Origin of the sequence: Hydrogenophaga sp., assembly GCF_026125785.1 — a bacterium.
GTDB lineage: Bacteria > Pseudomonadota > Gammaproteobacteria > Burkholderiales > Burkholderiaceae_C > Hydrogenophaga.
This window is the reverse complement of the sequence record NZ_JAHCKL010000002.1, coordinates 195,518-217,097: the sequence shown is the minus strand read 5'-3', so window position 1 is coordinate 217,097 and position 21,580 is coordinate 195,518. Positions and strand designations below refer to the sequence as shown.

The window sequence follows — 21,580 nt, the reverse complement described above, 5'->3', positions numbered from 1 at the left end:
CGCGCCGTGCTCAGTCTTCAATGCCCCGCTGGGCGGGTATGCCGGCCTTGAAGGCGTGTTTGACCAGGGTCATCTCGGTCACGGTGTCCGCCAGTTCGATGATCTCCCGCGGACACCGGCGGCCGGTGATCACCACGTGCACGTCGCGCGGGCGCTCGCGCAGGGTCTGCAACACCTCGTCCAGCGGCAGCCAGCCGTAGATCAGCGGATAGGTCAGCTCGTCCAGCGTCACCATGAAGTGGGTGCCGCCCAGAATGGCCGCGCGGGCCCGCTGCCAGCCATCGCGCGCGAGTTGCGCGGAATGCGCCAGGTCCTGGCTCTTCCAGCTGAACCCGTCGCCCAAACCCTCGATAGGAATGCCCAGTTGCTCGAACACGCGGTGCTCGCCAAAGCGCGCCGACGGCACCTTCATGAACTGGTAGACCTTGACCGACTTGCCACGCCCGTGGGCGCGCACCGCCAGGCCGAAGGCGGCCGTGCTCTTGCCCTTGCCGTCGCCGGTGTGCACGATCAGCAAGCCTCTGCGTTCGCCCTCGGGCCTTTCGTAGCGCCGTTCGGTGGGGGGTGTCTCGATCTGCATCAGGTTCTCCTTGCCGGGTATCCGTTTCTATCGCGGCAACGCCACCCATTGGTTCCCCAGCGGGTGGATGGCGATGCGGTGGTCAAACACGTCTTCCAGCGCCTGGTGGGTTGCCGCATCGTCGCAGGCACCCTGGTGGCGCACACGCCCCGCGGCCACCACCACCATGGCATCGGCGTGCAGGGCCATGCCGATCTCGTGCAGCACGCTGACCACGGTGCGGCCCTGCGCCACCAGCTCGCGCACCAGGCGCAGCCAATCGGCCTGGTGCGGCGGGTCCAGGTTGGCCAGAGGCTCGTCCATCAGCAGCACGTCGGCGTTCACCGCCAGCAGGCGCGCCAGCAGCACGCGCTGGCGTTCGCCGCCAGAGAGCGCGCCGAGCGCGCGGTCGCGCCAGTCCCAGGCCTGGGTCGCGCGCAGCGCCAGCTCCACGGCGTCACGGTCGGCCGGCGAAGGCGGCGCCAGCCAGGGCTGGTGCGGCAGGCGTCCCAGCATGGCCACGTCCCAGACGCTGAGGTCCTCTGCGCCCTGCTCGCCCTGCCCCAGCCAGGCCAGGCGCCTGGCGCGCTCGCGGCCCGGCCAGTGCGGCAGCGGCCGGCCCAGCAACGCCACTTCGCCCCGATGCGGCAGCAGGCCCGCCAGGGTCTTGAGCAATGTGGACTTGCCCGCGCCGTTGGGGCCGACCACGCTGGTCCAGCACCCGGCGGGCAAGGCGATGTCAATGCCGTGCAGCACCTCGGTGCCGCCCAGCGCGACGCCGATGCCGCGCGCCTGCAAGGCCGGTGTCGCCGCGCTCACAGGCCACCCCCGGGCCGCCGGCGGCGGTGCATCAGCCACAACAGGTAGCTGCCGCCCAGCACGGCGGTGAGCACGCCCACGGGCAATTCCTGCGGCGCGATCACCCAGCGCGCCAGCACGTCGGCCGCCATGAGCAACAGACCGCCCATGCCTGCGCTCAGCAGCACCAGGCGGGCGTGCGTGGTCTTTACGATGGAGCGCACCAGATGGGGCGCCGCCAGCCCGACGAAGGCGATCAGGCCGGTCTGTGCCACCGCCGCGCCGGTGGCCAGCGCCAGCACCGCGACCAGCACCGCACGCACCAGCCCCAGCGGCAGGCCCAGGCTGAGCGCCGTGGACTCGCCCAGTGCGAGCCCGTCCAGCACGCGCCCGGTGCTCGCCGCCACCAGCGCCGCCCCCAGCAACATGGCCGCCATCACGCCGCAGGCCGGCCAGCCCACGAAACCGGTGCTGCCCAGCGTGAAGCCCTGCATGGCCTGCAAGACTTCGGGTGCGGCGATGGTCACCAGGTCGCGCGCCGCGCCGAGCACCACCCCCACGATCACCCCGGCAAGCAACAGCCGCAGCGTGTGCTGCACGCCCTTGGCCAGCACCAGCGTGAGCATCACGCCCAGCACCGCGCCCGCGAAGGCCGCACCGGTCAGGCCCAGCCGCACCAGCCACTGCGTGGCGAACGGCGATGCGCCAAAGAGCGCCAGCGCGAGCGCCACCCCCAGCGCGGCACCCGATGCGCTGCCCAGCAGGTAGGGGTCGGCCAACGGGTTGCGGAACAGCCCCTGCGCCACGGCACCCGCCAGTCCCAGCAGGCCGCCGGCCATCCAGGCACCCAGGGTGCGCGGCAGGCGGATGTCCCACAGGATCTGCCACGCCACCGGGTCTTCATGCGCGCGCAGCACGCTGTCGAAGCCTGTGCTGCCGATGCCCGCGCCCAGCAGCAGCACGATGGCCGCAGCCACCAGCAGCGCGGTACCCAGCCACAGGCTGTGGAGCCGTCCGTTCACGGCAACCCCTTTTCGGCGACGCAGCGCGCCAGCAACCGCGCGGCCTCGGCCATGCGCGGCCCGGGGCGCACCAGCACGTCGGACTGCTCGGCGCTGAACACGCACACCCGTTGCTCGCGCAGCGCTTTCATGCCAGCCCATCCCGGGCGTTGCTCCATGCCCTGCACGTTGCGCAAGCCAATCATGATGAGATCCGGGTTGGCGCGCACCACGTATTCCGGGTTGATGCGCGGGAACGGCCCGAGTTCGGGGGTCACGATGTTCTTCAACCCCAGGCGCGCCATCAGCTCGCCGATGAAGGACTGCGTGCCGGCCGCATAGCCGCCGGTGCTCACCTCGTAGTACACCCGCAGGCCGCGCGCGCCCGGCGGCAGCGACTGGGCGGCGGCGGACACGCCGGCGTCGATGGCGCGCCAGATGCGCTGGGCATCGGCCACCTCCAGCAACTCACCCAGCTTGCCCAGCACGCGCCGTGCGTCGGCCGAGTTCTTGGGTTCCATGGCCAGCACCTTCAGGCCCAGCGCCTCCAGCCGCTGCACGCCGCGCGAGGAGGTGGCCATGAGCACCACGTCGGGCCGCAGCGCCACGATCGCCTCGATGCTGGGGTCTATGCCACCGCCGGTCTTGGGCAGCGACTGCACGGAGGCCGGGAAGTTGGAGTAGCGGTCCACGCCCACCAGCCGGGCGCACTCCCCCAGCTCGCACACCGTCTCGGTGAGCGATGGCAGCAGCGAGACGATGCGCTGCGGCGTGCGAGGCAGCGTCACTGTCACGCCCCGGTCGTCGGTGATGCGGATGTCCGCCGCCCGCGCGGGAACCACCGCACAGAGAGCCAGGATCAGCCAGAGGCTGCGCATCAGGGTCAGCGCTTTCATTCGGATGTGTCTTTCAATATCAGGGGCAGGCCGGCGGCCATGAAGGTCACGCGCTCGCACACGCCCGCCACCGCCTGGTTCAATGCGCCCAGCGCGTCCACGAAGGCGCGCGTCTCCCGGCCCAGGGGAATCACACCCAGGCCGATCTCGTTGCCCACCAGCACCAGCGGGCCGGTCGCGTCGCCCAGGGCATGCAGCAGCGCGCGCCGAGGAGCCTCGGTATCACGGGCCGGCCCTTGCGCCGGCATCATCAGGTGGGTCAGCCACAGCGTGAGGCAGTCCACCACCAGCAGCGTGTTCGCATCCCCGTGCGCGCGCAAGGCCTCTCCCAGCGCCAGCGGCTCTTCCACCGTCAACAGGCCGGGCACGCGCACCGCGCGCTCGCGCTGGTGGCGCTCGATGCGCTCGCGCATCTCGTCGTCCCAGGCCTGGCCGGTGGCCACCAGCACCGCGCGCCGGCCGGGTGCGCCCTGCAGCCACTGCCGCGCCAGCGTCTCGGCCCGGCGAGATTTGCCGCTGCGCTGTCCGCCCAGGATGAGTTCGCGGCGCGCGATGCCGTCAGCCATGGCGCACCATCCAGTCGCTGACGATGCGGTGCAACTGCGCCACGCCGTCGGTCAAGGCGGCAGGGCCCGGCTGCAGGATGTCGGCGGACTTGATCTCGAACAGTTGGGCATCGCGCACCGCGCTCACGCCCTCCCACCCGGCTCGCGCGGCCACTTTTTCCGGCCGGAATTTCTTGCCACACCAGGAGCCGATCACGATGTCCGGGTTGCGCCGCACGATCTCGGCGCCATCCGCGATGATGCGGTCCTTGCCGAGCGCCTGCTGCGCCAGTTCGGGGAACACGTCGTCGCCTCCGGCGATGGCGAGCAGCTCCGACACCCAGCGGATGCCGCTGATGTGCGGCTCGTCCCATTCCTCAAAAAACACACGCGGCCGGCGATGCCCCTGCGCCTGCAGCGCACGGACCTGCTCGCGGATGCCCTCCAGCCGCCCACGCGTCTGGGCTATCCAGCGTTGTCCCTCTTCCGCGCAGCCCACCATGGCAGCCACCTGGTAGAGCATGGACAGGATCTCCTCCACGCTGCGCTGGTTGAACACGGTGACCTGTACACCGGCGCGGATGAGCTCGGCCGCAATGTCGGCCTGCAGATCGGAGAACCCGAACACGCAGTCGGGCCGCAGCTCCAGGATCCGGTCGATCCTGGCACTGAGAAACGCACTGACCTTGGGTTTCTCCTCACGCGCGCGGCGCGGCCGCACCGTGTAACCCGAGATGCCCACGATGCGGTGCGATTGCCCCAGCAGGTAGAGCCACTCGGTGGTCTCTTCGGTCAGGCAGACGATGCGCTGCGGGCCCAGGTCGGCGGCACTCATGCCACGCCCTCCGGCAAGAAAAGCGCGGCGGCGGCCGCCGGGGCCGACGCGAACCACGCATGGAAATAGCTGGCCTGCAAGGATCCACTGCGGTACACCGCCTCTCCCGCCCCGCGCGCACCGCCGCGCGCGGGCATGGTGCACATGGCGGGAGCGAGCGGGGTCTCGCAGCGGGAGTAATGGAAGGTGTGGCCGCGCAGCACGCCCTGGGGGAGAGCCAGTTGCTGCGGACCGAGCGCGGCCAGCCTGGGCTGCATCGCGACCTGCCCCGGCAGCACACCCCACATGGCGTGGTGCGCGCCATCGGCGGTGATCAGGCGTTCAAACAAGGGCATCATGCCGCCGCATTCTGCCCACACCGGCCGTCCGGCCTGCAGGTGCGCCATCACGCTGGCGCGGCAAATGCGGTTGGCGGCCAGCGTGGCCGCATGCAACTCCGGATAACCGCCGGGCAGCCACAGCGCATCGCAGGGAGGCAGCGGCTCGTCCGCCAGCGGCGAGAAAAACACCAGCGAAGCCCCATGCGCCTGCAACAGATCGAGGTTGGCGGGATAGATGAAGCAGAAGGCCGCGTCGCGTGCCACCGCGATGGTGCGGCCCGCCAGCATCCGATCGGGCACCGGTGGCACGGGTGCGGGCGCACCGAAGGGCACGTCCCAGGCCGCGAGCGCCGCCGCGTCCATGCGACCCAGCGGCGTACCCGCCAGCGCATCGGCCGCGGCATCCAGCCGGGCCAGCGCATCCGGCAGTTCGGCGGCCACGGTCAGGCCCAGGTGACGCTCGGGCAGGCTGAAGGCGGCGTCGCGCATCACCGCGCCCAGCCAGGTGGCGGACGCGGGCCCCAGCGCCGCCTGCAGCATCTGCGCATGGCGTTCGCCGGCCACCCGATTGGCCAACACCCCGGCCCACGGCAGGCCGGGACGGAAATGCTGCAAGCCAAAGGCCAGCGCGCCGAAGGTGCCCGCCATCGCCGAGGCGTCAATCACCGCCAGCACCGGCAGGCCCAAGCGCTGTGCCAGATCGGCGGCGCTGGGCTCGCCGTCAAACAGGCCCATCACCCCTTCGACGACGATGAGGTCGGACACCTGGGCGGCCGCGTGCAGGCGCGCGCGCACATCGTCCTCGCCCGTCATCCACAGGTCCAGGTTATGGACCGGCGCGCCACTGGCCAGCGTCAGCCAGTGCGGATCCAGGAAATCCGGCCCGCACTTGAACGCCGTGACGCGCCGGCCCGCACGCGCATGCAGGCGCGCCAGCGCCGCGGCCACGGTGGTCTTGCCCTGGCCGGACGCCGGGGCCGCCACCAGGATGGCCGGGCAGCGCACGCTCATCGGCGAGGCTTCCAGTCCAGCGTGACGTAGGCCGCGCGACCCGGCTGGTTGTAGCCCGCCGCCGTTTCGTAGACCTTGTCGGCCAGGTTGTTGAGCCGCAGGTTCACCGACCAGTCCTTGGCCACCTGGTAGCGGGTGTAGAGGTCCAGCGTGGCAAAGCCCGGCAGCCGCACGGTGTTGGCCGCGTTGTCAAAGCGGTCCGACAGCGCTTGCAGCGAAGCGCCCCAGGTCCAGGCACCGCTCTGGCGATCCAGCGCAAAGGTCAGCGACTCGTCGGCGCGGCGCTGCAGCTTGAGGCGGTTGGCCAGGTTGCGCGCGTCCAGCAACTCCAGGTTGGCGCTCCAGGTCCACGGGCCGCTGGCGCCGGCATAGGACAGCGACCAGCCCTCCATGCGCGCGCGCGGCACATTGGCCACCGCCGGCTGCAGCGTGATGAAACCCCGCACGCGGTTGTCGAACCGCGTGAGCTTGACCTCGTGCAGACCCTGCGTGTAGGTCAGACCCAGCTCGCTGTTCTTGCCACGCTCGGGCTGCGTCGTCGGGTTGCCGTTGAAGAATGGCGAGACGTAGTACAGCGTGTTGAACGACGGCATCTTGAACGAGGTGCCGTAGGCAACGTGCGGGCGCCAGTTCGGCGTGATCTGGTAGCCATAGCTCGCAAAGCCCGTGGTGGCGCCACCGAACTGCGAATTGCGGTCACGCCGCAGGTTGGCCTGCCACAGGTGCGAACCCGCCTGACCCTGGATGCCAGCGAAGGCGGCGTTCGTGGTGCGGCTGTTGACCGCATAGGCCTGCGTGCCGGAGACCTCTTCGCGGATCGACTCCAGACCCACCACCACGTTGCCGGCAAAGGTGTTCCAGTCGTGCTGCAGCGTGGTCTGCGTTTGCGCGGTGTTGAAGCGCGAGGTGTCCGCCGCCGTGAAACTGGTGGACCGGTCGTCGGACCGCGAGAGCTTGAGCTGCGTGCGCGAGTCGGCCGACCACTTGCGCTCCAGGCCCCAGGCCGCCACGCGCGTGGTGACATCGGAACGCACGTTGAAAGCACCCGGGCCATTGTCGTATTCGGTGGTGCCGTCGGCCTGGGTGAAGTTCAGGCTGGTCACCCACCCCGGTGCGATCGCCCAGCGCAGCGAACCCGAGACGCTGTCCTGATCAAAGCCATCGTCATCCGGATTGTGGCTGCCAAAAGCCACGCCCGGGTTGGTGGCGGAGAAGCCCCGCTCGCGCACGGTCCCCAGGTTGAGCGAGTAGGTCACCTCGTCGGTGCCGCCGCTGAGGCCGGCGCTGGCGGCGCGGTGGCCATAGCTGCCCAGCGTGACGCTGGCATTCGGATGGAAGCCCTTGGTCCCCTGCTTGGTGAAGACCTGCACCACGCCACCCACGGCATCGCTGCCGTACAGCGCGGAGGCCGGCCCCTTGAGCACCTCGATGCGGTCGATGATGCCCAGCGGAATGTTGTCGAACGACGCCGAGCCGGCGGTCGAAGAGCCGTAGCGCACGCCATCGACCAGCAACAGGACGTGGCGCGTCTCCGTGCCGCGCACGAACAGGCCGGACTGCTTGCCCAGGCCACCATTGGCCGTCATCTGCAGACCGGCGGCGCGTGTGAGCACCTCGGACAACGTGCGCCCGGTGGATTTCTCCAGAGTGTCGGCATCGATCACCACGACATCGCTGAGCACGGCGTCGGTGCGTGTCTCCACGCGGGTGGCGGTCACCACGGTCTCGGCGAGGACCGCGCGGGCCTCGGTCTGGGCGTGGGTGGGGAATGCGGCCAGAACGGCCAGCGGCAGCACGGCCAGTGGCACGCGCAAGGAACGGTTTTTCATGAAAAGAACACTGACTTGGGTGCCCTCGCCGTCTTCCCCGACGGCGCCTGGGCGTCACGGCGGCGCACCCATCGCTGGACGCACCACCACCTCGTTGGCCGGTATCCGGGCTGGCAGTGCGACCTTCATCGCCTTCCCAGACGGCGGGTACGCCGTCCAGTGGCTGTCTGATGAATGCAGAGTGGCCTGGCTGGCGCCAGGTCTCTCGACTGCTTACCGTTGCGGGGGCAGCGCAGGTTAGGTCCGTCCCGGGGGACATTCCCTCCTGCTTCCCGTTGAACTGCGGCATGCGAACCACACCGCGAGCACCAACACCGGGCATTCTAAACGGCCGCGGCGCGGTGCAACCCTACAATGGGCCAACAGCGAGTCCCGACCATGGCCGACCCCAAGCACATTGACCAGATCACGGAGCGCGTGGAGCGGCTGCTGCTGCGCCACGAGGAACTGCAGCGCACCAACAGCCTGCTCGTCGAGCAGGTGCAAGCGCTGCAGGCCGAGCGCGACTCGCTCAAGTCCCGGCTGCTCGCCGCGCGCGCGCGCATCGACGCACTGCTCGACCGCCTGCCGCCCGGCGTCGCCGAACTGGCCGCCAAAGACCCACGCAAGGAACGCTCATGAACAAGCCCGGCAACAAGCAGATCGAGGTCCAGATCATGGGCCAGAGCTACCTGCTGTCCTGCCCGCCGGGCGGCGAGGCCTCGCTGCTGGATGCGGTGGAACGTGTGGACACGGCCATGTGCCGCATCCGGGACGCGGGCAAGGTCAAGGCGCGCGACCGCATCGCCGTGCTGGCCTCGCTCAACCTCGCCTTCGAACTTTCGCAGAAGGAAGCGGTGGCCTTCCAGGCTTCGTCCTTCGGCCAGCCGGAGAACGGCGCCTTCGCCGAAGCGGGCGGCGCGTTCGAACACGAACCGCTCGATCCGCAGACGCAGTCCCGCGTGGACGACCTCATGCGCCGGCTCGACCAGACCCTGGACAAGGACGGCCGGCTCCTCTGACGCGGCGCCGCCGGTCACTGCGTGCGACCGGATCGACCGATGGCCCGCCAGGGGCTCTTGCAGCGCCTACAATCCACACCGTCTGCGGTGCGCGCCGGGCTTTATATTTCCTTGAACCAATGCTCATTGAGCCCGGGCTTGGTACATTGCGTGGCTGGTGCGAGCGTCTCGCGTCAGACGAACCCGAAGCCCCGCTGCCCTCGCCCACCTGAACCCCCGGTTCAGGATGACGGTCCGGCGGCACTTGCAGACACCTTTCATGCCTCTTGACCCCCTCCTGATCCTTGAACTGGCCCTGCTGGGCATCGCCACGGGCTTTCTCGCCGGCCTGCTCGGCATCGGCGGCGGCATGTTGATGGTGCCCTTCATCACCTTCATCCTCGCGGGCCGGGGCGTGGAGGCCGACCTGGCGGTCAAGATGGCCATCGCCACCTCCATGGCCACCATCATCTTCACGTCCATCTCCAGCGTGCGTGCGCACCACAAGCGCGGCGCGGTGCGCTGGGAGATCGTCAAGGGTCTGGCGCCCGGCATCGTGCTGGGCTCGGTCATTGCCAGCCTCGGCGTCTTCGCGGTGCTCAAGGGCTCATGGCTGGCGCTCTTCTTCGCCGTCTTCGTCGGTTTCTCGGCCACCCAGATGCTGCTGGACAAGAAGCCCGCCCCCACGCGCACGCTGCCCGGCACGCCAGGCCTGCTGGGTGCGGGTGGCGTGATCGGGTTCCTCTCCGGACTGGTGGGTGCGGGCGGCGGCTTCGTCAGCGTGCCCTTCATGACCTGGTGCAACGTCAGCATCCACAACGCGGTGGCCACCAGCGCCGCATTGGGCTTCCCCATCGCGCTGGCCAATGCCACCGGCTATGTCTTCTCCGGCATGGGCGTCAAGGACCTGCCTGCCGGTTCGCTCGGCTACATCTACCTGCCCGCGCTCGCCGTCATCGCCACCACCAGCGTGCTCACCGCACCGCTGGGCGTCAAGGCCGCGCACGCCCTGCCGGTGAAAGCCCTCAAGCGCGCCTTCGCGGGCATCCTCTACGTGCTGGCCGCCTACATGCTCTACAAAGGCCTGACGGCCTGAGTCGACCGGTCAGAGGCGGCGGTCGGCGACGACGATGCCGTCCTCGTCGGCATAGAGCCAGTCGCCGGGCCGCACCCACACGCCCTGGATCATCACCGGCACGTCGCGCTGCCCCTCGGTGCGGCGCTCGGTCGGCAAGGGCATGCTGGCCAGGGCACGGATACCGGTCTCGCACGCGGCAAGCTCTGCCACGTCGCGCACGCAGCCATCGATCACCACGCCAGCCCACCCGTTGCGCGCGGCGGCGGCGGCCAGGTTGCCACCGAGCAGCGCACGGCGCAGCGAGGCACCGCCATCCACCACCAGCACCCGCCCTTCACCCGCGCTCTCCACCGCAGCCTTCACAGGCGTGTTGTCCTCGAAGCACTTCACCGTGACCACGGGACCGGCGAAACGCACCACAGCACCAAAGCTGCGAAAGACCGGCGGCAACACGCGGAACGCGCCGCTCGCGTCGCCCTTGTGCGTATCGCACAGGTCGCAGGTGGCTTTGAAGACATCGGAAGCAGGCATGGCAGAACCCCGGAGACGAAGGAAAACATGACGTGAAACCTGCCGGGAATTGAAGCAGAAACGCCCCACAAATGACGCCCCAGGCAGGTCCTTCCTTGCCCTGCGGCGCACAAGTGTTGTTTTCCCAGCCAAAAACAGGCGTTCCCCCCTCGCAAAGCTTGAAAAAACCGGGCTTCGCACCTTGGATTGCGCAGGCATCTCCATTAGCATGCGAGTCACCAGTGAGAAAGCGCGTTTTCCACTGGGAATACAAGTCCACTTCTAGAAGGAAATTCAACATGGCAACTGCGAAGAAAGCTCCGGCGAAGAAGGCCGCTCCGGCCAAGAAGGCCCCGGCGAAGAAGGCCGCCGCTCCGGCGAAGAAGGCTCCGGCCAAGAAGGCCGCTCCGGCGAAGAAGGCCGCTGCGCCCGCCAAGAAGGCCGCTCCGGCCAAGAAGGCCCCCGCGAAGAAGGCTCCGGCCAAGAAGCGCACCCCCAACGCAGCCTTCATGAAGGCGCTGACCCCCAGCGCTGCACTGGCCGCGATCGTGGGCAACAGCCCCCTGCCGCGCACCGAAGTCACCAAGAAGGTTTGGGACTACATCAAGAAGAACAAGCTGCAGGACTCGGTGAACCGTCGCATGATCAATGCCGACGCCAAGCTCAAGGAAATCTTCAAGAAGGCCCAGGCCTCGATGTTCGAGATGACCAAGCTGGTCAACGACCACCTGAAGTGATCCCGCTCTCCGCGCCCTGCGGGCAGGACGCGGTCCCCTCAGCAAAGCCGACATCCGTCGGCTTTGCTGTTTTTGCGGGGTACCCGGGCTGCCAGGGCGCGGACATATGAGAAACTGCAAGCTGTTACATATACCCGTATAGGCATGACGTCCAGCCCGCCACCGACATCGCCGGCCTCCCTGCCCCCGCAGGGAGATGAGTCGGACGTCCCTCCACTGCCGCAGCAGCGGCACAAGGTCGTGCTGGTGATGGATCTGGTGGAATCGGTGCGGCTCATGGCGGCCAACGAGGCCGCCATCATCAACCAATGGCGCGGCTTCATGCACCACGCCGCCACCCAGGTCCTGCCGACCTGCCGCGGTCGTCTCGTCAAGAGCCTGGGAGACGGTCTACTGGCCGAGTTCGACCAGTCCACGGAGGCGGTACAGGCCGCCCTGGCGCTGCACCGCTATTTCATACCGCTCAACCAGACGCTGCCGGCTTCGCAGCAACTGCACCTGCGTGCAGGCATCAACGCCACCCACATCTACGCCGATGAAAACGACATCTATGGCCAGGGCGTGAACCTGGCTGCTCGCGTAGCCGACCTGGCCTCGCCCGGCGAGACGCTGGTCACCGCCAGCGTTTTCGACGGCATCGTGGTGGGTGTGGACGCGGAGGTCGAGGACCGCGGCGAGAGCTATCTCAAGCACTGGCCGGAACCGGTGCGCACCTGGGCCCTGTACCCATTGACACCGGACTCGGTGGCGGCACGCCCCCGCGTGCCCGAGGGGGTGGCCACGGATTTCCGGCCGTCGATCGCCGTGGTGCCGTTCGAGACGCGCAGCCACGCGGCGGAGCAGTACGTGATCGGCGAGCTGGTGGCCGATGGCGTGATCGCGCAGCTCTCGCGCAGCCAGCATCTGCGCGTGATCTCGCGCATGTCCACGACGGCCTTCCGGGGTCGCCAGCGCAGCGCCGACGAGATCGGTCAGCAACTGGACGCGTCCTTCGTGCTCGGTGGCAGCTACGTGACGTACGGGGACAAGGTGGTGATCATGGCCGAGCTGGCCGACAACCGGCGCGGCGAGGTGATCTGGGCCGAACGGCTCACCGGCGACATCCAGGATCTGCTGGAGACCCAGAGCAGCCTGCTCGACGCGCTCTGCGAGGCCTGTGCCCGCGCGCTGCTCAACGACGTGGTGCAACGCACCCTGGTGCTGCCGGTGCCGCAACTCGACAGCAACGCGCTGATGCTGGGCGGCATCACGCTGATGCACCGATCCACGCCGCGAGACCTGCAGCGCAGCCATCAGTTGCTGGAAGCCGTGGTGGAGCGCCACAAGCGGGTGGCAACGCCCTGGGCCTGGCTCGCCAAGTGGCACATCATGCAGGTGGTGCAGGGTCTCTCGGGCGAACCCGCGCGCGACTTCCGGCGTGCCATCGATACCGCGGACCGGGCTCTGGACCTGGAACCCGCGAGTTCACTGGCCATGGCCATCAAAGGCCACGCGCTGTGCCATCTGGGCGACGACGTCGACACCTCGCGCCGCCTGTTGCAGGAGGCCACGCAGAGCAACCCCAACGACCCCATGGCCTGGCTCTACAACAGCGTGTGGTCCACCATGTGGGGCACCCCCGAGGATTCGCTGACGGAAGCAGAAGAGGCGCTGCACCTCTCGCCACTGGACCCGCAGAAATACTACTTCGAGATGATGCTGGCCACCAGTTGTGCCGCCACCGAACAGTGGGCGCGCGCCATCGATCTGTGCAAGGCCTCGTTGCGCAAGAACCGCTACCACTTGCCGACCATTCGCACCCTGCTGATTTCCCAGTACGAGCTGGGTCAGCGACAGGAAGCCCAGGAGACGTTCACTCTCATGAGGCAACTGCAGCCGCAACTGACGGTGCAGCAGTACCTCGCCGCCGGGGGCAGCAGCCCGCTGCGGCAACGCGTGGCCAAGGCGCTTACCCGCCTGGGTCTGCCAGCACACTAACCCAAGGAGGATCGACATGAGCGGTGGTATCAGTGGAGGCATCAGCGGCGGCATAAGCGGAGGCATCAGTGGTGGGATCAGCGGGGGGGTGAGCACGGGCTCGGTGGTATCGGCAGAGGCGCTGATCCTCAGCCGCGCCGCGATCGTCGGTCCGTATGAGGGAGCGGTGCTGCACGTCCAGCAGCCGGGCTTCGACCAGCCCGACAACCTCAAGCTCTGGGCGGAAGGCCCGCGCCACGAGGCCTGCTTCAGCCAGTTGGTGGAAGGGCTGCTGTTCCGCACGCGCACCGGGCCACAGGAAGCGATTCTGGAGTTCGCCAATCTGCAAGCCAGCACCATCCAGCGCAAGCCGCTGGTGCGCCTTCGCGCTCCGACCAAGGCGCAATTCGAAAAACAGCTGGATCTGGTGGCCGCCTATGCCGACCTGCGCGCCGACCGTGCGGCCGAAATCGTGGACCAGCGCACGCCCCCCATCCAGTTCTGGGCCGGTGTCGCCGGCCTGAGCGCGCACCGCCACAAGAAGACGCTGCAGCTCATCGACCTGGTGTTCTCCCTGGCGGTGCTGGTGGAGATGCGCTTCAAGCAGATCTTTGCCAGCATCCGCCCGGTGCAGTTCTCGCCTCAGATCCAGCCCATGATCGAGACGCCGGGCCATGGCAGTTGGCCCAGCGGCCACGCCACCGAGGCCTTCGCGGTGGCGGTGCTGCTGGAGAAACTGCTGGACACCGCCCCCACGCCAACGCCCCCAGCCAACGGCGCGCGCAGCAACGAGCAACTGCAGCGGTTGGCCGCCCGCATCGCCACCAACCGTGTGGTGGCCGGCGTGCACTACCCGGTGGACAGCGCCTGCGGCCGGTTGCTGGGCACGGCGCTGGCGGAATTCCTGGTGGCGCGCGCCACCGGTACGCGCGTTCACGAGCGTGGCTTCGATGGGCGGCTGTTCGAAAAACCCGACGGCGAGCCACTGGATTTCAACGTGCACGAGTCCATGAACCACACCCACGGACATGCCTACACGCGATCGGCCAGCAGCACCGCCGTGGGCAGCGCTCCCCTGCTCAACTGGTTGTGGGAGGAAGCCCGCAAGGAGTGGCAGTGAGCGCGGCCTGGTCGCCGCTGCCGGCGGGCAGCTTCACGGGCACGCCATGGAGCCTGCCCGGCGCCATCGATGGCGAAGATCCCTACCTGGTGTGGGCCGAGGCGAACCACTTCGCGGGCTACCACTTCAAGCGCGGCAGGAAGCAGCCCAAGTGGCTGCCGATCGTGATGGAGCTCAGCGCGCATGCCGATGTGCCGGCACTCGTAGCCGCCTCCTCCACCGCCTGGCTCCAGATTCCCAAGGTGTACCTCAACGTGCCGGGCCTGCGCTTCTGCAGTGCACGCGTGCGCCGGCGTTTCTTTGAGCGCATGCGCAGCGATGCGCACTTGCGCAGCCTGATCCAGCGCTTCGAAATGGGCCTGCCGGTGGGGCACCATACGCGGGCACTGGTCGATCCCTGCACGCCTGGCTGCACTCCGCTGCCGGTGCCGGGACGGCTCGCTGGCAAGGTGCTGGGCCTGATCGATGGCGGCCTGGCGCTGGCCAACGAGCAGTTCCTGAACGCGCACGGCCGCGCCCGGGTGAAGCACTTCTGGCGGCAGGACGACACCATCAACGGATGCTGGCCGGGCAACCAGCCACACCATCCGGAGCCCCTGGACCCGGCACGCGCAGGGCCCACGCCGCACGACATGGGCTACGGCCATGAACTCAGCGGCGCCGCCATCGACGCCGCGATGGCAGCGCACACCCACGGTGGCCGCCTGGACGAGGACGGCCTCTACCAATACCTGCAGCTGTGGGACCTGAGCCGCCCAGTCAACCATGGCACCCATGTGATGAGCCAGGCCTGCGGTCCCGGCAGCCCGCTCGCGCCGGTGGACGACGAGGCTTCGCGCTGCAACCTGGTGGCGGTGCAACTGGACTGGTCGAACGTGCTGGACACCTCGGGCGGCGCCATGAACGTGAGCGTGCTCGACGGCCTGATGTACATCCTCTCGCGCTGCGCACCGAGTGCCGACGTGGTGGTCAACCTCAGTTGGGGCACGCTGGCCGGACCGCACGACGGCACCTCGGTGCTGGAGGCAGCGATGGACGAACTCATCGGCCTGCTGGGTGGGCGCCTGCGCATCGCGGTGCCGGCGGGCAACGCCTACCAGAGCCGCACCCATGCGAACGCCACGCTGGCGCCCGGACAGGCGGTCGACCTGCACTGGCGGGTGCAACCCGACGACCGCACCGAAAGCTACCTGGAGATCTGGCTGCCTGCCGACGCGCAGGGTGTGGTGATCGAGGTGACGCCTCCGGGGCACGACCACCCTCTTCCCGCCCTGGCCCAAGGCCAGGGCAAGGTGTGGACCGACGGTGGCGAGGCCCCCCTGTGCAGCCTGATCTACCCGACCACCAGTGCGCTCGGCAGCCGAGGCACCTGCGCCCTGCTCGCGCTGGCCCCCACCTTCAGCCGGGAAGGCACCACCGCCACAGCACCGTTCGGCCGCTGGCGCGTCACACTGCGCAACACCGGTCCCGCGGCCACGCTATTCGACGCCTACATCGAGCGCGACGACGTTGCCCTGGGCGTGCACACCGGCGCGCGACAGTCCTACCTGGAGGACCGGCACTACGACATGAGCGGCAACGTCGGCTCGTTCGTGGACGATCCGGCCAACCCCACGCCCATCCGGCGCAGCGGCACCTTCAACAGCCTGTCCACCGGCTACCGCACCACCAGCGCCGGCGGCACGCGCCGCCACGCCTCGCCCAGCGGCCACTTCGCGCTGTACTCGCCGCGCCGCCCGGACCCGGACGCCGGGCGACCGCAGCGCCCATTCGTGAAGAAGGTACCGGATGTGATGCGCCCGAGCGACGACAACCCCGCGCTCTGGGGCGTGCTCGGTGCCGGTAGCCGCAGTGGCAGCGTGGTTCGCCTGGCCGGGACCAGTTCGTCGGCACCGCAACTCGCGCGCGAACTGCTCAACGGCGGCTGAACCGGTCACCCTCCCTGCCGCGCGCGCCGCTCACCAGCGCGCCGGCAGCGGCTTGCACAACCAGATCCAGCGCTCGCGCACCGCGACGTAGCCACCGGTCTCCAGGTCCTTGAGCAGTCGGCTGACCATCTCGCGCGAACAAGCCAGGTGCTGGGCGATCTGCTGGTGCGTCAGGCGTTCGCCCAGACGGCGCTCACCGCGCTCGTCGGGCTCACCCGCCATGTCGTTGAGCAGCCGCACCAGACGCCCGTAGACGTCGATCAGGGCCACGCTGCGCGCGCTGTCGGTGGCCAGCCGGGCACGGCGAATCAAGCGGGCCATGAGTTCAAGTGCGAACTCGGGGTGCGAGGCGATGTAGTCCAGCAAAGTGGCGCGCGTGACCACCGCGCAGGTGCTGGTCTCGGCGGCCTCCACATTGGCCGACCGGGGACCGCCATCGAGCGACATTTCGCCCACGTACTCCAGCGGACCGTACTGTCCCAGGGTAAGTTCGCGGCCCTGGTTGTCGGCCACGAAGGCGCGCAGGCGGCCCTGCAGCACGATGTACAGGGTGTCGCCGGTCTCGCCTTCCTGGATCAGCAGGGCACCTCGCCGGTAGCGGCGCGGGGTGCCGAGCGCCGCAAGGGCTTCAATGTGTCGGTTGTCTGCAGGGGGTGCAAAGGGAACGGCGGCGGCGGGCATCCATGCTCACGGGTGGGAAAACTCCGTGGCATTGTGGGGCATGGGCGTGATGATGCGCAAGGCGGGCACCACCGGCGGCAGGCTGTTGATGCGGTGCAGGAGCCGGCGGATGCTCGACGCACCGGCCTTTTCGCGCAGGGTCTTGATCTGGCTGCGCACGGTCGACTGGGCCACCCCGTGCTGGCGCGCGATGTCCGGAATGCCCAGGCCCCGGCACAGGCCCATGAGCACAGCCTCCTCGCTGGGGCTGAGGCTGAGCGTGCGGGCGAACATGCGCACCGCGAGGTTGTCGCAGGTGCTCTGGCGAGAGAGCAGCACCAGCACGGAGGGAGGGTCGGCCTCCAGCGGATGGCTCAGCGGCGTGAAGGCCAGCGAGAGTTCCCGCTCGCCCTGCACCAGCATGATCAGGCGGCGTTGGCCGCGGAGGGAAGCCTCCATGGCCTGCTGGATCTGCCCGGTGAAGCCGGCATGGCTGCCCAGCAGGCTGTTGCCGTAGGACATGATCATGCGCCCGCTGGCCAGTTCGTGGCGAGCCAGGTGGTTGGCGTGCAGGATGCGGCCCTGAGAGTCGATCACCAGCATGCCGTAGTCGATCTCGTCGAAGACCCGCAGCAGCATGTGCGAAGGCAGCCCGGGGCGCGCCCCCGCGGCATCACCCGCCAGGCCGGCGTCGTTCCAATTCACATCACTGCCTTGCTGCCACATGCCCATCCCCCGTTGTATGGATGGCCCAGTCTAGGCAGCGGGGTCACCCGCAGGGTGTGTGCGGATGCCTGAAATCCTGTGAACTATTCACATCACATCAGCGCTGGGGCGCCGCCCTGAGCGCGCTCTCGCGGATGGCGCCCAGCGTGCCGCGCGTGGTGATCACGTCGACATCGAGCACGACCTCGATCAGGCTGCCGCCGGGTGCCGCCAGCGCGCGCAGCAGCGCGGGCTCGAATTCACCGGTGTGCGTGATGCGTTCGGCGCTGTAGCCATAGCCGCGAGCCAGCACGCAGAAATCGGGGTTGGACAGGCCCGAGCCGCTCACACGCGCCGGGTACTCGCGCTCCTGGTGCATGCGGATGGTGCCGTAGCTGCCGTTGTTGAGCAGCAGCACGATGCTGCGCGCGCCGTGCTGCGCGGCGGTGGCCAGTTCCTGGCCATTCATGAGGAAGTCGCCATCGCCCGCGATGGTGAAGGCGGTGCGCCCGGTGAGAATGGCCGCACCGATGCCGGCCGGCACGCCATAGCCCATGGCGCCGTTGGTGGGTGCCAACTGGGTCTTGTGGCCCTTGGCCAGCCCGTGGTAGCGGAAGAAGCGGTGCAGCCAGCTCGCAAAATTGCCCGCGCCATTGGTCAGCACCGCGTCGGAAGGCAGGTGTTTCTGCAACGTGTGGATGATCGCCGGCATGTCGATGCTGCCCGGCAGCACCACCCCGCCGTTGCCCGGGTGAATGTTGGCGAGGTAGTCGGCATGGCAGGCCTGCGCCCAGTCCGCCCAGGGCACGGCGGGCGGCGCTGTCAGCACCTCCAGGCTGCGCGCGGCGGCGTTCATGGTGGCGTTGATGGCCAGCGTGGGCTGGTAGACACGGCCCAGTTCCTCGGCGCTGGCGTGCACATGCACCAGCTTCTGGCGCGGCTGCGGCGCCTCGATCAGCGTGTACCCACCGGTGGTGGATTCGCCCAGCCGGGGGCCCAGTGCGATGAGCAGATCACTCTCTCGCACACGCCGAGCGAGCGCAGGGTTGATGCCCAGGCCCACATCCCCCGCGTACAGCGGATGGTGGTTGTCGAAAGTGTCCTGAAAGCGGAAGGCATTGGCCACCGGCAACTGCCAGTTCTCCGCGAAGCGCTGCAGCGCGGCGGCGGCCTGCGGCGTCCAGCCGCCGCCACCCGCGATCACCAGCGGCCGCGAGCTGGCCAGCAGCAGCGTGCGCAGTTCGCGCAGCGCGCCCGGGTCGCTCCAGGCCTGCACCGGCTCCACGCGCGGCAGCGGCCGCGCGTCCACGGTCTGCGTGAGCATGTCCTCCGGCAGCACCAGCACCACCGGGCCGGGACGTCCGTTCATGGCGGTGGCGAAGGCGCGGGCCACGTATTCGGGAATGCGGCGTGCGTCGTCGATGCGCTCCACGCGCTTGGCCATGCCGCGCGTGGAAGGACCGAAGAAGGCGCCGTAATCCACCTCCTGGAAAGCTTCGCGGTCGCGCGCATCGCTGGCCACGTCGCCAACGAAGAGCACCATGGGCGTGGAGTCCTGGAACGCGGTGTGCACGCCGATGGAGGCGTTGGTGGCCCCCGGGCCGCGCGTCACGAAGCACACACCAGGCCGCCCGGTAAGCTTGCCCTGTGCCTCGGCCATGAAGGCCGCGCCGCCTTCCTGACGATTGGTCACGAAATGGATGCGCCCGGCATGGGCATGGAAACCGTCGAGCACGGCCAGGTAACTCTCACCCGGCACGCCGAAAGCATGGGTGACGCCCTGGGCGATCAGGCATTCGACGAGCAGGTGTCCGGCAAGCTGGGGCATGAGATTGACTTTATTAACTCATTGGTGAATTATCGGATCATGACCTCTGCATCCACCCCTCTCGTCGAAGAGCGCCTGCGGGACGCCGACCGATCGCAGAATACCATCCTGACCGCGGCGCGGGACGAGTTCTCCGAGCACGGCCTGGGCGGTGCGCGCATGGACCGCATCGCCGAGCGCGCAGGCCTGAACAAGCGCCTGATCTACTACTACTTCGAGGACAAGGAGAAGCTGTTCCAGGCGGTGCTCGAACAGGTCTACCGAGACATCCGCGAGGAAGAGCGCAAGCTCAATCTGCTGCACCTCAAGCCCGAGACCGCCTTGCGCCGGCTGGTGGAGTTCACCTGGAACTACTACCTCGAACACCCGGAGTTCCTCACCCTGCTCAACAGCGCCAACCTGCACCGCGGCAGGCACCTGGCCGACTCGCAGAAGGCCCGGCAGCTCAACTCGCCGCTGATCGAGATGCTGGCCGGGATCCTGGAGCGCGGACGCGCCGAGGGCACCTTCCGCGGGGGCGTGGACCCGGTCCAACTCTACATCTCGATAGCGGGCATGTCCTATTTCTACCTGGGCAACAACCACACCCTCTCGGCCATCTTCGGGCGTGACCTCATGACCCCCAAGGCGCACAACGAAAGGCTCTCCCACATGTGCGACGTGATCCTAGGGTATGTCCTGAGAAACTGAGCCCGCCCGCGCCCTTGACGGTGGGCAGGCTGGATCCTATTATTCACCATTCAGTGAATTAACAGGAGACAACGCATGAAGACCACCCTGACCCTTCGCACCGTCCTGAGCACCGCGCTGCTGGCACTGGCCTCCGCCAGCGCCATGGCCCAATGGAAGCCTGACCGACCCATCACCTTGATCGTGCCCTGGGCACCGGGTGGGTCCACGGACCAGGTCACTCGCGTGACCGCTGCCGAGCTGGAGAAGCACCTCGGCCAGAAGATCGTGATCATGAACCAGCCCGGCGCCTCGGGCTCGGTGGGCACCAAGAACGCACTGGCCGCGCCCAAGGACGGCTACACCTGGACCGCCGGCGGCGCCAAGGACCTGGGCACCTACAAGGTGCTGGGCATGCTGGACACCTCGGCCAGCGACTGGAACCTCTACCTGAACGTGGCGCACATCGCGGTGGTGGGCGTCAATGCCGACACGCCGTACAAGACCATGAACGATCTGCTGGCGGCCATGAAGGCCAACCCGGGCAGCATCTCGGTGGCCACCGCCGGGGTGAACTCCAGCGGCCATTCGGCCATCGAGGCGCTCTCGCGCGCTGCTGGCGTGACCTACAAGCACGTGACGTACGACGGCGGCGCCCCCGCGGCCGTGGCAGCCGCTTCCGGCGAGACCCAGGTCACCACCCAGCTCGCGGCCGAGCAGACCGACATGATCCGCGCCAAGAAGATCCGCCCGCTGGCGGTGGTGGGCGACAAGTCGATCGAGATCGAAGGCTTTGGCACCATACCGCCGCTGTCGCAGTTCATCCCGGGCTTCAAGGACCCGATCAACTACTTTGGCATCTTCGTGCCCAAGGGCGCGCCCGCCGAGGTGTACCAGACGCTGGACAAAATCTGGGCCACCGAGATGGTGAAGAACGAGGCCTTGCGCAAGTACGCGCAGTCGCGCGGCGCCATGTTCGCGCCCATGGCCGGGGAAGAGGCGCAAAAGGCGGTCTTCCCGGCCATCCAGTCCTACGCCTGGACACAGCAGGCCGCCGGCAAGGCCAAGGTGTCGCCCGACACCGTGGGCATCCCCAAACCCTGACGCCGCCGCCACGCCATGACCGAGGGTGGACAATCCGCCCGCTCCGACATCTGGGGCGGAGCGGCATGGGCGGGCTTTGGCCTGCTGATCCTGGCGGAGTCGCTGTGCATGGACCGCTTCGAGGCCATGGGCGCGCAGCTCTACACCATGCCGGGCTTCGTGCCCGGCCTGCTGGGTGCCGTGGTGGTGCTGTTTGGGCTGCTGCTGGTCGCGCGCGGCTGGCACCGCAGCCGGCGCGAACCGCACGGTGAAGAAGGGGCCGCGCCGCTGTTCAACGCGCGCGTCGGCCTGACCCTGGCGCTGGCGCTGGTCTATGCGGTGCTGTTGATAGGCCGCATCCCCTTCTGGCTCGCCACGGCGCTCTTCGTGGCCGCCTTCGTCGCGCTCTTCACGCCCCCCACGCGCAGCACGGCGCGGCGCTGGGTGGTTGCGCTGCTGGCGGGAGTGATCACCTCGGCGGTGGTCAGCCTGGTCTTCCAGGAAGTGTTCCTGGTCCGTCTTCCCTGAACCC

General features: G+C 68.6%; 22 protein-coding genes, 1 other RNA gene and 1 riboswitch. Of the genes, 11 read left to right on the top strand and 12 right to left on the bottom strand.

Features of this window, described 5'->3' with window-relative positions:
- Nucleotides 1–10 precede the first annotated feature (10 nt).
- Genes cobO through KIT53_RS03215 form a run of 8 tightly spaced genes read right to left on the bottom strand, consistent with a single transcriptional unit; the run spans nt 11 to nt 7,794 of the window.
- Entirely contained in the window at nt 11–580 is a 570-nt protein-coding gene (gene cobO / locus KIT53_RS03250) for a cob(I)yrinic acid a,c-diamide adenosyltransferase (RefSeq protein ID WP_297747561.1), read from the bottom strand.
- A 27-nt stretch (nt 581–607) separates the two neighbouring features.
- A complete protein-coding gene (locus KIT53_RS03245) occupies nt 608–1,378 on the bottom strand; it encodes an ABC transporter ATP-binding protein (RefSeq protein ID WP_297747558.1) in 771 nt (256 codons plus the stop codon).
- Nucleotides 1,375–2,379 carry an iron ABC transporter permease gene (locus KIT53_RS03240; RefSeq protein WP_297747555.1) on the bottom strand — a complete coding sequence of 335 codons (1,005 nt, stop codon included), beginning with the start codon at nt 2,377–2,379 and terminating at the stop codon, nt 1,375–1,377. Before KIT53_RS03240 ends, KIT53_RS03245 begins: the two co-directional genes overlap by 4 nt.
- Nucleotides 2,376–3,236 (bottom strand): helical backbone metal receptor, encoded by an 861-nt coding sequence (locus KIT53_RS03235; protein ID WP_297747977.1) that lies wholly within the window; start codon nt 3,234–3,236, stop codon nt 2,376–2,378. The genes KIT53_RS03240 and KIT53_RS03235 overlap by 4 nt, the downstream gene beginning before the upstream one ends.
- 14 nt (nt 3,237–3,250) lie before the next feature.
- Nucleotides 3,251–3,820 (bottom strand): bifunctional adenosylcobinamide kinase/adenosylcobinamide-phosphate guanylyltransferase, encoded by a 570-nt coding sequence (locus KIT53_RS03230; protein WP_297747552.1) that lies wholly within the window; start codon nt 3,818–3,820, stop codon nt 3,251–3,253.
- Complete coding sequence (locus KIT53_RS03225; protein WP_297747549.1) at nt 3,813–4,634, bottom strand: ABC transporter substrate-binding protein; 822 nt, start codon at nt 4,632–4,634, stop codon at nt 3,813–3,815. Before KIT53_RS03225 ends, KIT53_RS03230 begins: the two co-directional genes overlap by 8 nt.
- Nucleotides 4,631–5,965 (bottom strand): cobyrinate a,c-diamide synthase, encoded by a 1,335-nt coding sequence (locus tag KIT53_RS03220; protein WP_297747545.1) that lies wholly within the window; start codon nt 5,963–5,965, stop codon nt 4,631–4,633. Before KIT53_RS03220 ends, KIT53_RS03225 begins: the two co-directional genes overlap by 4 nt.
- Nucleotides 5,962–7,794: a TonB-dependent receptor gene (locus tag KIT53_RS03215; RefSeq protein WP_297747542.1), complete on the bottom strand. Its 1,833-nt coding sequence runs from the start codon at nt 7,792–7,794 to the stop codon at nt 5,962–5,964. Before KIT53_RS03215 ends, KIT53_RS03220 begins: the two co-directional genes overlap by 4 nt.
- Nucleotides 7,795–7,872: 78 nt before the next feature.
- A riboswitch (cobalamin riboswitch) is annotated at nt 7,873–8,122 on the bottom strand.
- Between the two features lie 50 nt (nt 8,123–8,172).
- On the opposite strand from KIT53_RS03215, the gene KIT53_RS03210 reads away from it, so the two are divergent.
- The 4 genes from KIT53_RS03210 (at nt 8,173) to KIT53_RS03195 (ending at nt 9,870) form a co-directional block, all read left to right on the top strand.
- The gene (locus KIT53_RS03210; protein ID WP_297747538.1) at nt 8,173–8,415 is read left to right on the top strand and encodes a DUF904 domain-containing protein; all 243 of its coding nucleotides are present in this window, start codon (nt 8,173–8,175) and stop codon (nt 8,413–8,415) included.
- A complete protein-coding gene (locus KIT53_RS03205) occupies nt 8,412–8,795 on the top strand; it encodes a cell division protein ZapA (RefSeq protein ID WP_297747535.1) in 384 nt (127 codons plus the stop codon). Before KIT53_RS03210 ends, KIT53_RS03205 begins: the two co-directional genes overlap by 4 nt.
- A 76-nt stretch (nt 8,796–8,871) precedes the next feature.
- Nucleotides 8,872–9,052: non-coding RNA, 6S RNA (gene ssrS / locus KIT53_RS03200), on the top strand.
- A 2-nt stretch (nt 9,053–9,054) separates the two neighbouring features.
- On the top strand, nt 9,055–9,870 hold the full coding sequence (locus KIT53_RS03195; RefSeq protein WP_297747532.1) for a sulfite exporter TauE/SafE family protein: 816 nt from the start codon (nt 9,055–9,057) through the stop codon (nt 9,868–9,870).
- Nucleotides 9,871–9,879: 9 nt separating this feature from the next.
- Here KIT53_RS03195 and rraA read toward each other — a convergent pair whose 3' ends face one another.
- Nucleotides 9,880–10,383: a ribonuclease E activity regulator RraA gene (rraA, locus tag KIT53_RS03190; protein WP_297747529.1), complete on the bottom strand. Its 504-nt coding sequence runs from the start codon at nt 10,381–10,383 to the stop codon at nt 9,880–9,882.
- A 278-nt stretch (nt 10,384–10,661) separates the two neighbouring features.
- On the opposite strand from rraA, the gene KIT53_RS03185 reads away from it, so the two are divergent.
- From KIT53_RS03185 to KIT53_RS03170, 4 genes are all read left to right on the top strand, one after another.
- Nucleotides 10,662–11,099, top strand: a complete 438-nt coding sequence (locus tag KIT53_RS03185) for an SWIB/MDM2 domain-containing protein (RefSeq protein ID WP_297747526.1) — start codon at nt 10,662–10,664, stop codon at nt 11,097–11,099.
- A 144-nt stretch (nt 11,100–11,243) separates the two neighbouring features.
- A complete protein-coding gene (locus KIT53_RS03180) occupies nt 11,244–13,076 on the top strand; it encodes a hypothetical protein (protein ID WP_297747523.1) in 1,833 nt (610 codons plus the stop codon).
- A 16-nt stretch (nt 13,077–13,092) separates the two neighbouring features.
- Nucleotides 13,093–14,175, top strand: coding sequence for a phosphatase PAP2 family protein (locus tag KIT53_RS03175; RefSeq protein WP_297747520.1), 1,083 nt, complete (start codon nt 13,093–13,095; stop codon nt 14,173–14,175).
- Nucleotides 14,172–16,103, top strand: a complete 1,932-nt coding sequence (locus KIT53_RS03170; protein WP_297747515.1) for a hypothetical protein — start codon at nt 14,172–14,174, stop codon at nt 16,101–16,103. Before KIT53_RS03175 ends, KIT53_RS03170 begins: the two co-directional genes overlap by 4 nt.
- A 30-nt stretch (nt 16,104–16,133) precedes the next feature.
- Here the strand turns inward: KIT53_RS03170 and KIT53_RS03165 are convergent, their stop codons facing one another.
- The 3 genes from KIT53_RS03165 to KIT53_RS03155 form a co-directional block, all read right to left on the bottom strand.
- Nucleotides 16,134–16,784, bottom strand: a complete 651-nt coding sequence (locus KIT53_RS03165) for a Crp/Fnr family transcriptional regulator (protein WP_297747510.1) — start codon at nt 16,782–16,784, stop codon at nt 16,134–16,136.
- Between the two features lie 6 nt (nt 16,785–16,790).
- Nucleotides 16,791–17,489: a LuxR C-terminal-related transcriptional regulator gene (locus tag KIT53_RS03160; protein WP_297747507.1), complete on the bottom strand. Its 699-nt coding sequence runs from the start codon at nt 17,487–17,489 to the stop codon at nt 16,791–16,793.
- A 97-nt stretch (nt 17,490–17,586) separates the two neighbouring features.
- Nucleotides 17,587–19,296 carry a thiamine pyrophosphate-binding protein gene (locus KIT53_RS03155; protein WP_297747504.1) on the bottom strand — a complete coding sequence of 570 codons (1,710 nt, stop codon included), beginning with the start codon at nt 19,294–19,296 and terminating at the stop codon, nt 17,587–17,589.
- A gap of 39 nt (nt 19,297–19,335) precedes the next feature.
- Here KIT53_RS03155 and KIT53_RS03150 point away from each other — a divergent pair, with 39 nt between their 5' ends.
- The 3 genes from KIT53_RS03150 to KIT53_RS03140 all read left to right on the top strand — a co-directional run bounded on the left by KIT53_RS03150 (nt 19,336) and on the right by KIT53_RS03140 (nt 21,576).
- The gene (locus KIT53_RS03150) at nt 19,336–19,986 is read left to right on the top strand and encodes a TetR/AcrR family transcriptional regulator (protein ID WP_297747501.1); all 651 of its coding nucleotides are present in this window, start codon (nt 19,336–19,338) and stop codon (nt 19,984–19,986) included.
- Between the two features lie 75 nt (nt 19,987–20,061).
- A complete protein-coding gene (locus KIT53_RS03145; RefSeq protein ID WP_297747498.1) occupies nt 20,062–21,069 on the top strand; it encodes a tripartite tricarboxylate transporter substrate binding protein in 1,008 nt (335 codons plus the stop codon).
- 15 nt (nt 21,070–21,084) lie between these two features.
- Nucleotides 21,085–21,576 (top strand): tripartite tricarboxylate transporter TctB family protein, encoded by a 492-nt coding sequence (locus tag KIT53_RS03140; protein ID WP_297747495.1) that lies wholly within the window; start codon nt 21,085–21,087, stop codon nt 21,574–21,576.
- Nucleotides 21,577–21,580 lie beyond the last annotated feature (4 nt).

Bases quoted from the DNA above. Each gene is read 5' to 3' on its own strand.
- cobO (WP_297747561.1), bottom strand. From the start codon at position 580: ATGCAGATCGAGACACCCCCCACCGAACGGCGCTACGAAAGGCCCGAG.
- KIT53_RS03235 (WP_297747977.1), bottom strand. From the start codon at position 3,236: ATGCGCAGCCTCTGGCTGATCCTGGCTCTCTGTGCGGTGGTTCCCGCG.
- KIT53_RS03230 (WP_297747552.1), bottom strand. From the start codon at position 3,820: ATGGCTGACGGCATCGCGCGCCGCGAACTCATCCTGGGCGGACAGCGC.
- KIT53_RS03225 (WP_297747549.1), bottom strand. From the start codon at position 4,634: ATGAGTGCCGCCGACCTGGGCCCGCAGCGCATCGTCTGCCTGACCGAA.
- KIT53_RS03220 (WP_297747545.1), bottom strand. From the start codon at position 5,965: ATGAGCGTGCGCTGCCCGGCCATCCTGGTGGCGGCCCCGGCGTCCGGC.
- KIT53_RS03215 (WP_297747542.1), bottom strand. From the start codon at position 7,794: ATGAAAAACCGTTCCTTGCGCGTGCCACTGGCCGTGCTGCCGCTGGCC.
- KIT53_RS03210 (WP_297747538.1), top strand. From the start codon at position 8,173: ATGGCCGACCCCAAGCACATTGACCAGATCACGGAGCGCGTGGAGCGG.
- KIT53_RS03205 (WP_297747535.1), top strand. From the start codon at position 8,412: ATGAACAAGCCCGGCAACAAGCAGATCGAGGTCCAGATCATGGGCCAG.
- KIT53_RS03195 (WP_297747532.1), top strand. From the start codon at position 9,055: ATGCCTCTTGACCCCCTCCTGATCCTTGAACTGGCCCTGCTGGGCATC.
- rraA (WP_297747529.1), bottom strand. From the start codon at position 10,383: ATGCCTGCTTCCGATGTCTTCAAAGCCACCTGCGACCTGTGCGATACG.
- KIT53_RS03185 (WP_297747526.1), top strand. From the start codon at position 10,662: ATGGCAACTGCGAAGAAAGCTCCGGCGAAGAAGGCCGCTCCGGCCAAG.
- KIT53_RS03180 (WP_297747523.1), top strand. From the start codon at position 11,244: ATGACGTCCAGCCCGCCACCGACATCGCCGGCCTCCCTGCCCCCGCAG.
- KIT53_RS03175 (WP_297747520.1), top strand. From the start codon at position 13,093: ATGAGCGGTGGTATCAGTGGAGGCATCAGCGGCGGCATAAGCGGAGGC.
- KIT53_RS03165 (WP_297747510.1), bottom strand. From the start codon at position 16,784: ATGCCCGCCGCCGCCGTTCCCTTTGCACCCCCTGCAGACAACCGACAC.
- KIT53_RS03160 (WP_297747507.1), bottom strand. From the start codon at position 17,489: ATGTGGCAGCAAGGCAGTGATGTGAATTGGAACGACGCCGGCCTGGCG.
- KIT53_RS03155 (WP_297747504.1), bottom strand. From the start codon at position 19,296: ATGCCCCAGCTTGCCGGACACCTGCTCGTCGAATGCCTGATCGCCCAG.
- KIT53_RS03150 (WP_297747501.1), top strand. From the start codon at position 19,336: ATGACCTCTGCATCCACCCCTCTCGTCGAAGAGCGCCTGCGGGACGCC.
- KIT53_RS03145 (WP_297747498.1), top strand. From the start codon at position 20,062: ATGAAGACCACCCTGACCCTTCGCACCGTCCTGAGCACCGCGCTGCTG.
- KIT53_RS03140 (WP_297747495.1), top strand. From the start codon at position 21,085: ATGACCGAGGGTGGACAATCCGCCCGCTCCGACATCTGGGGCGGAGCG.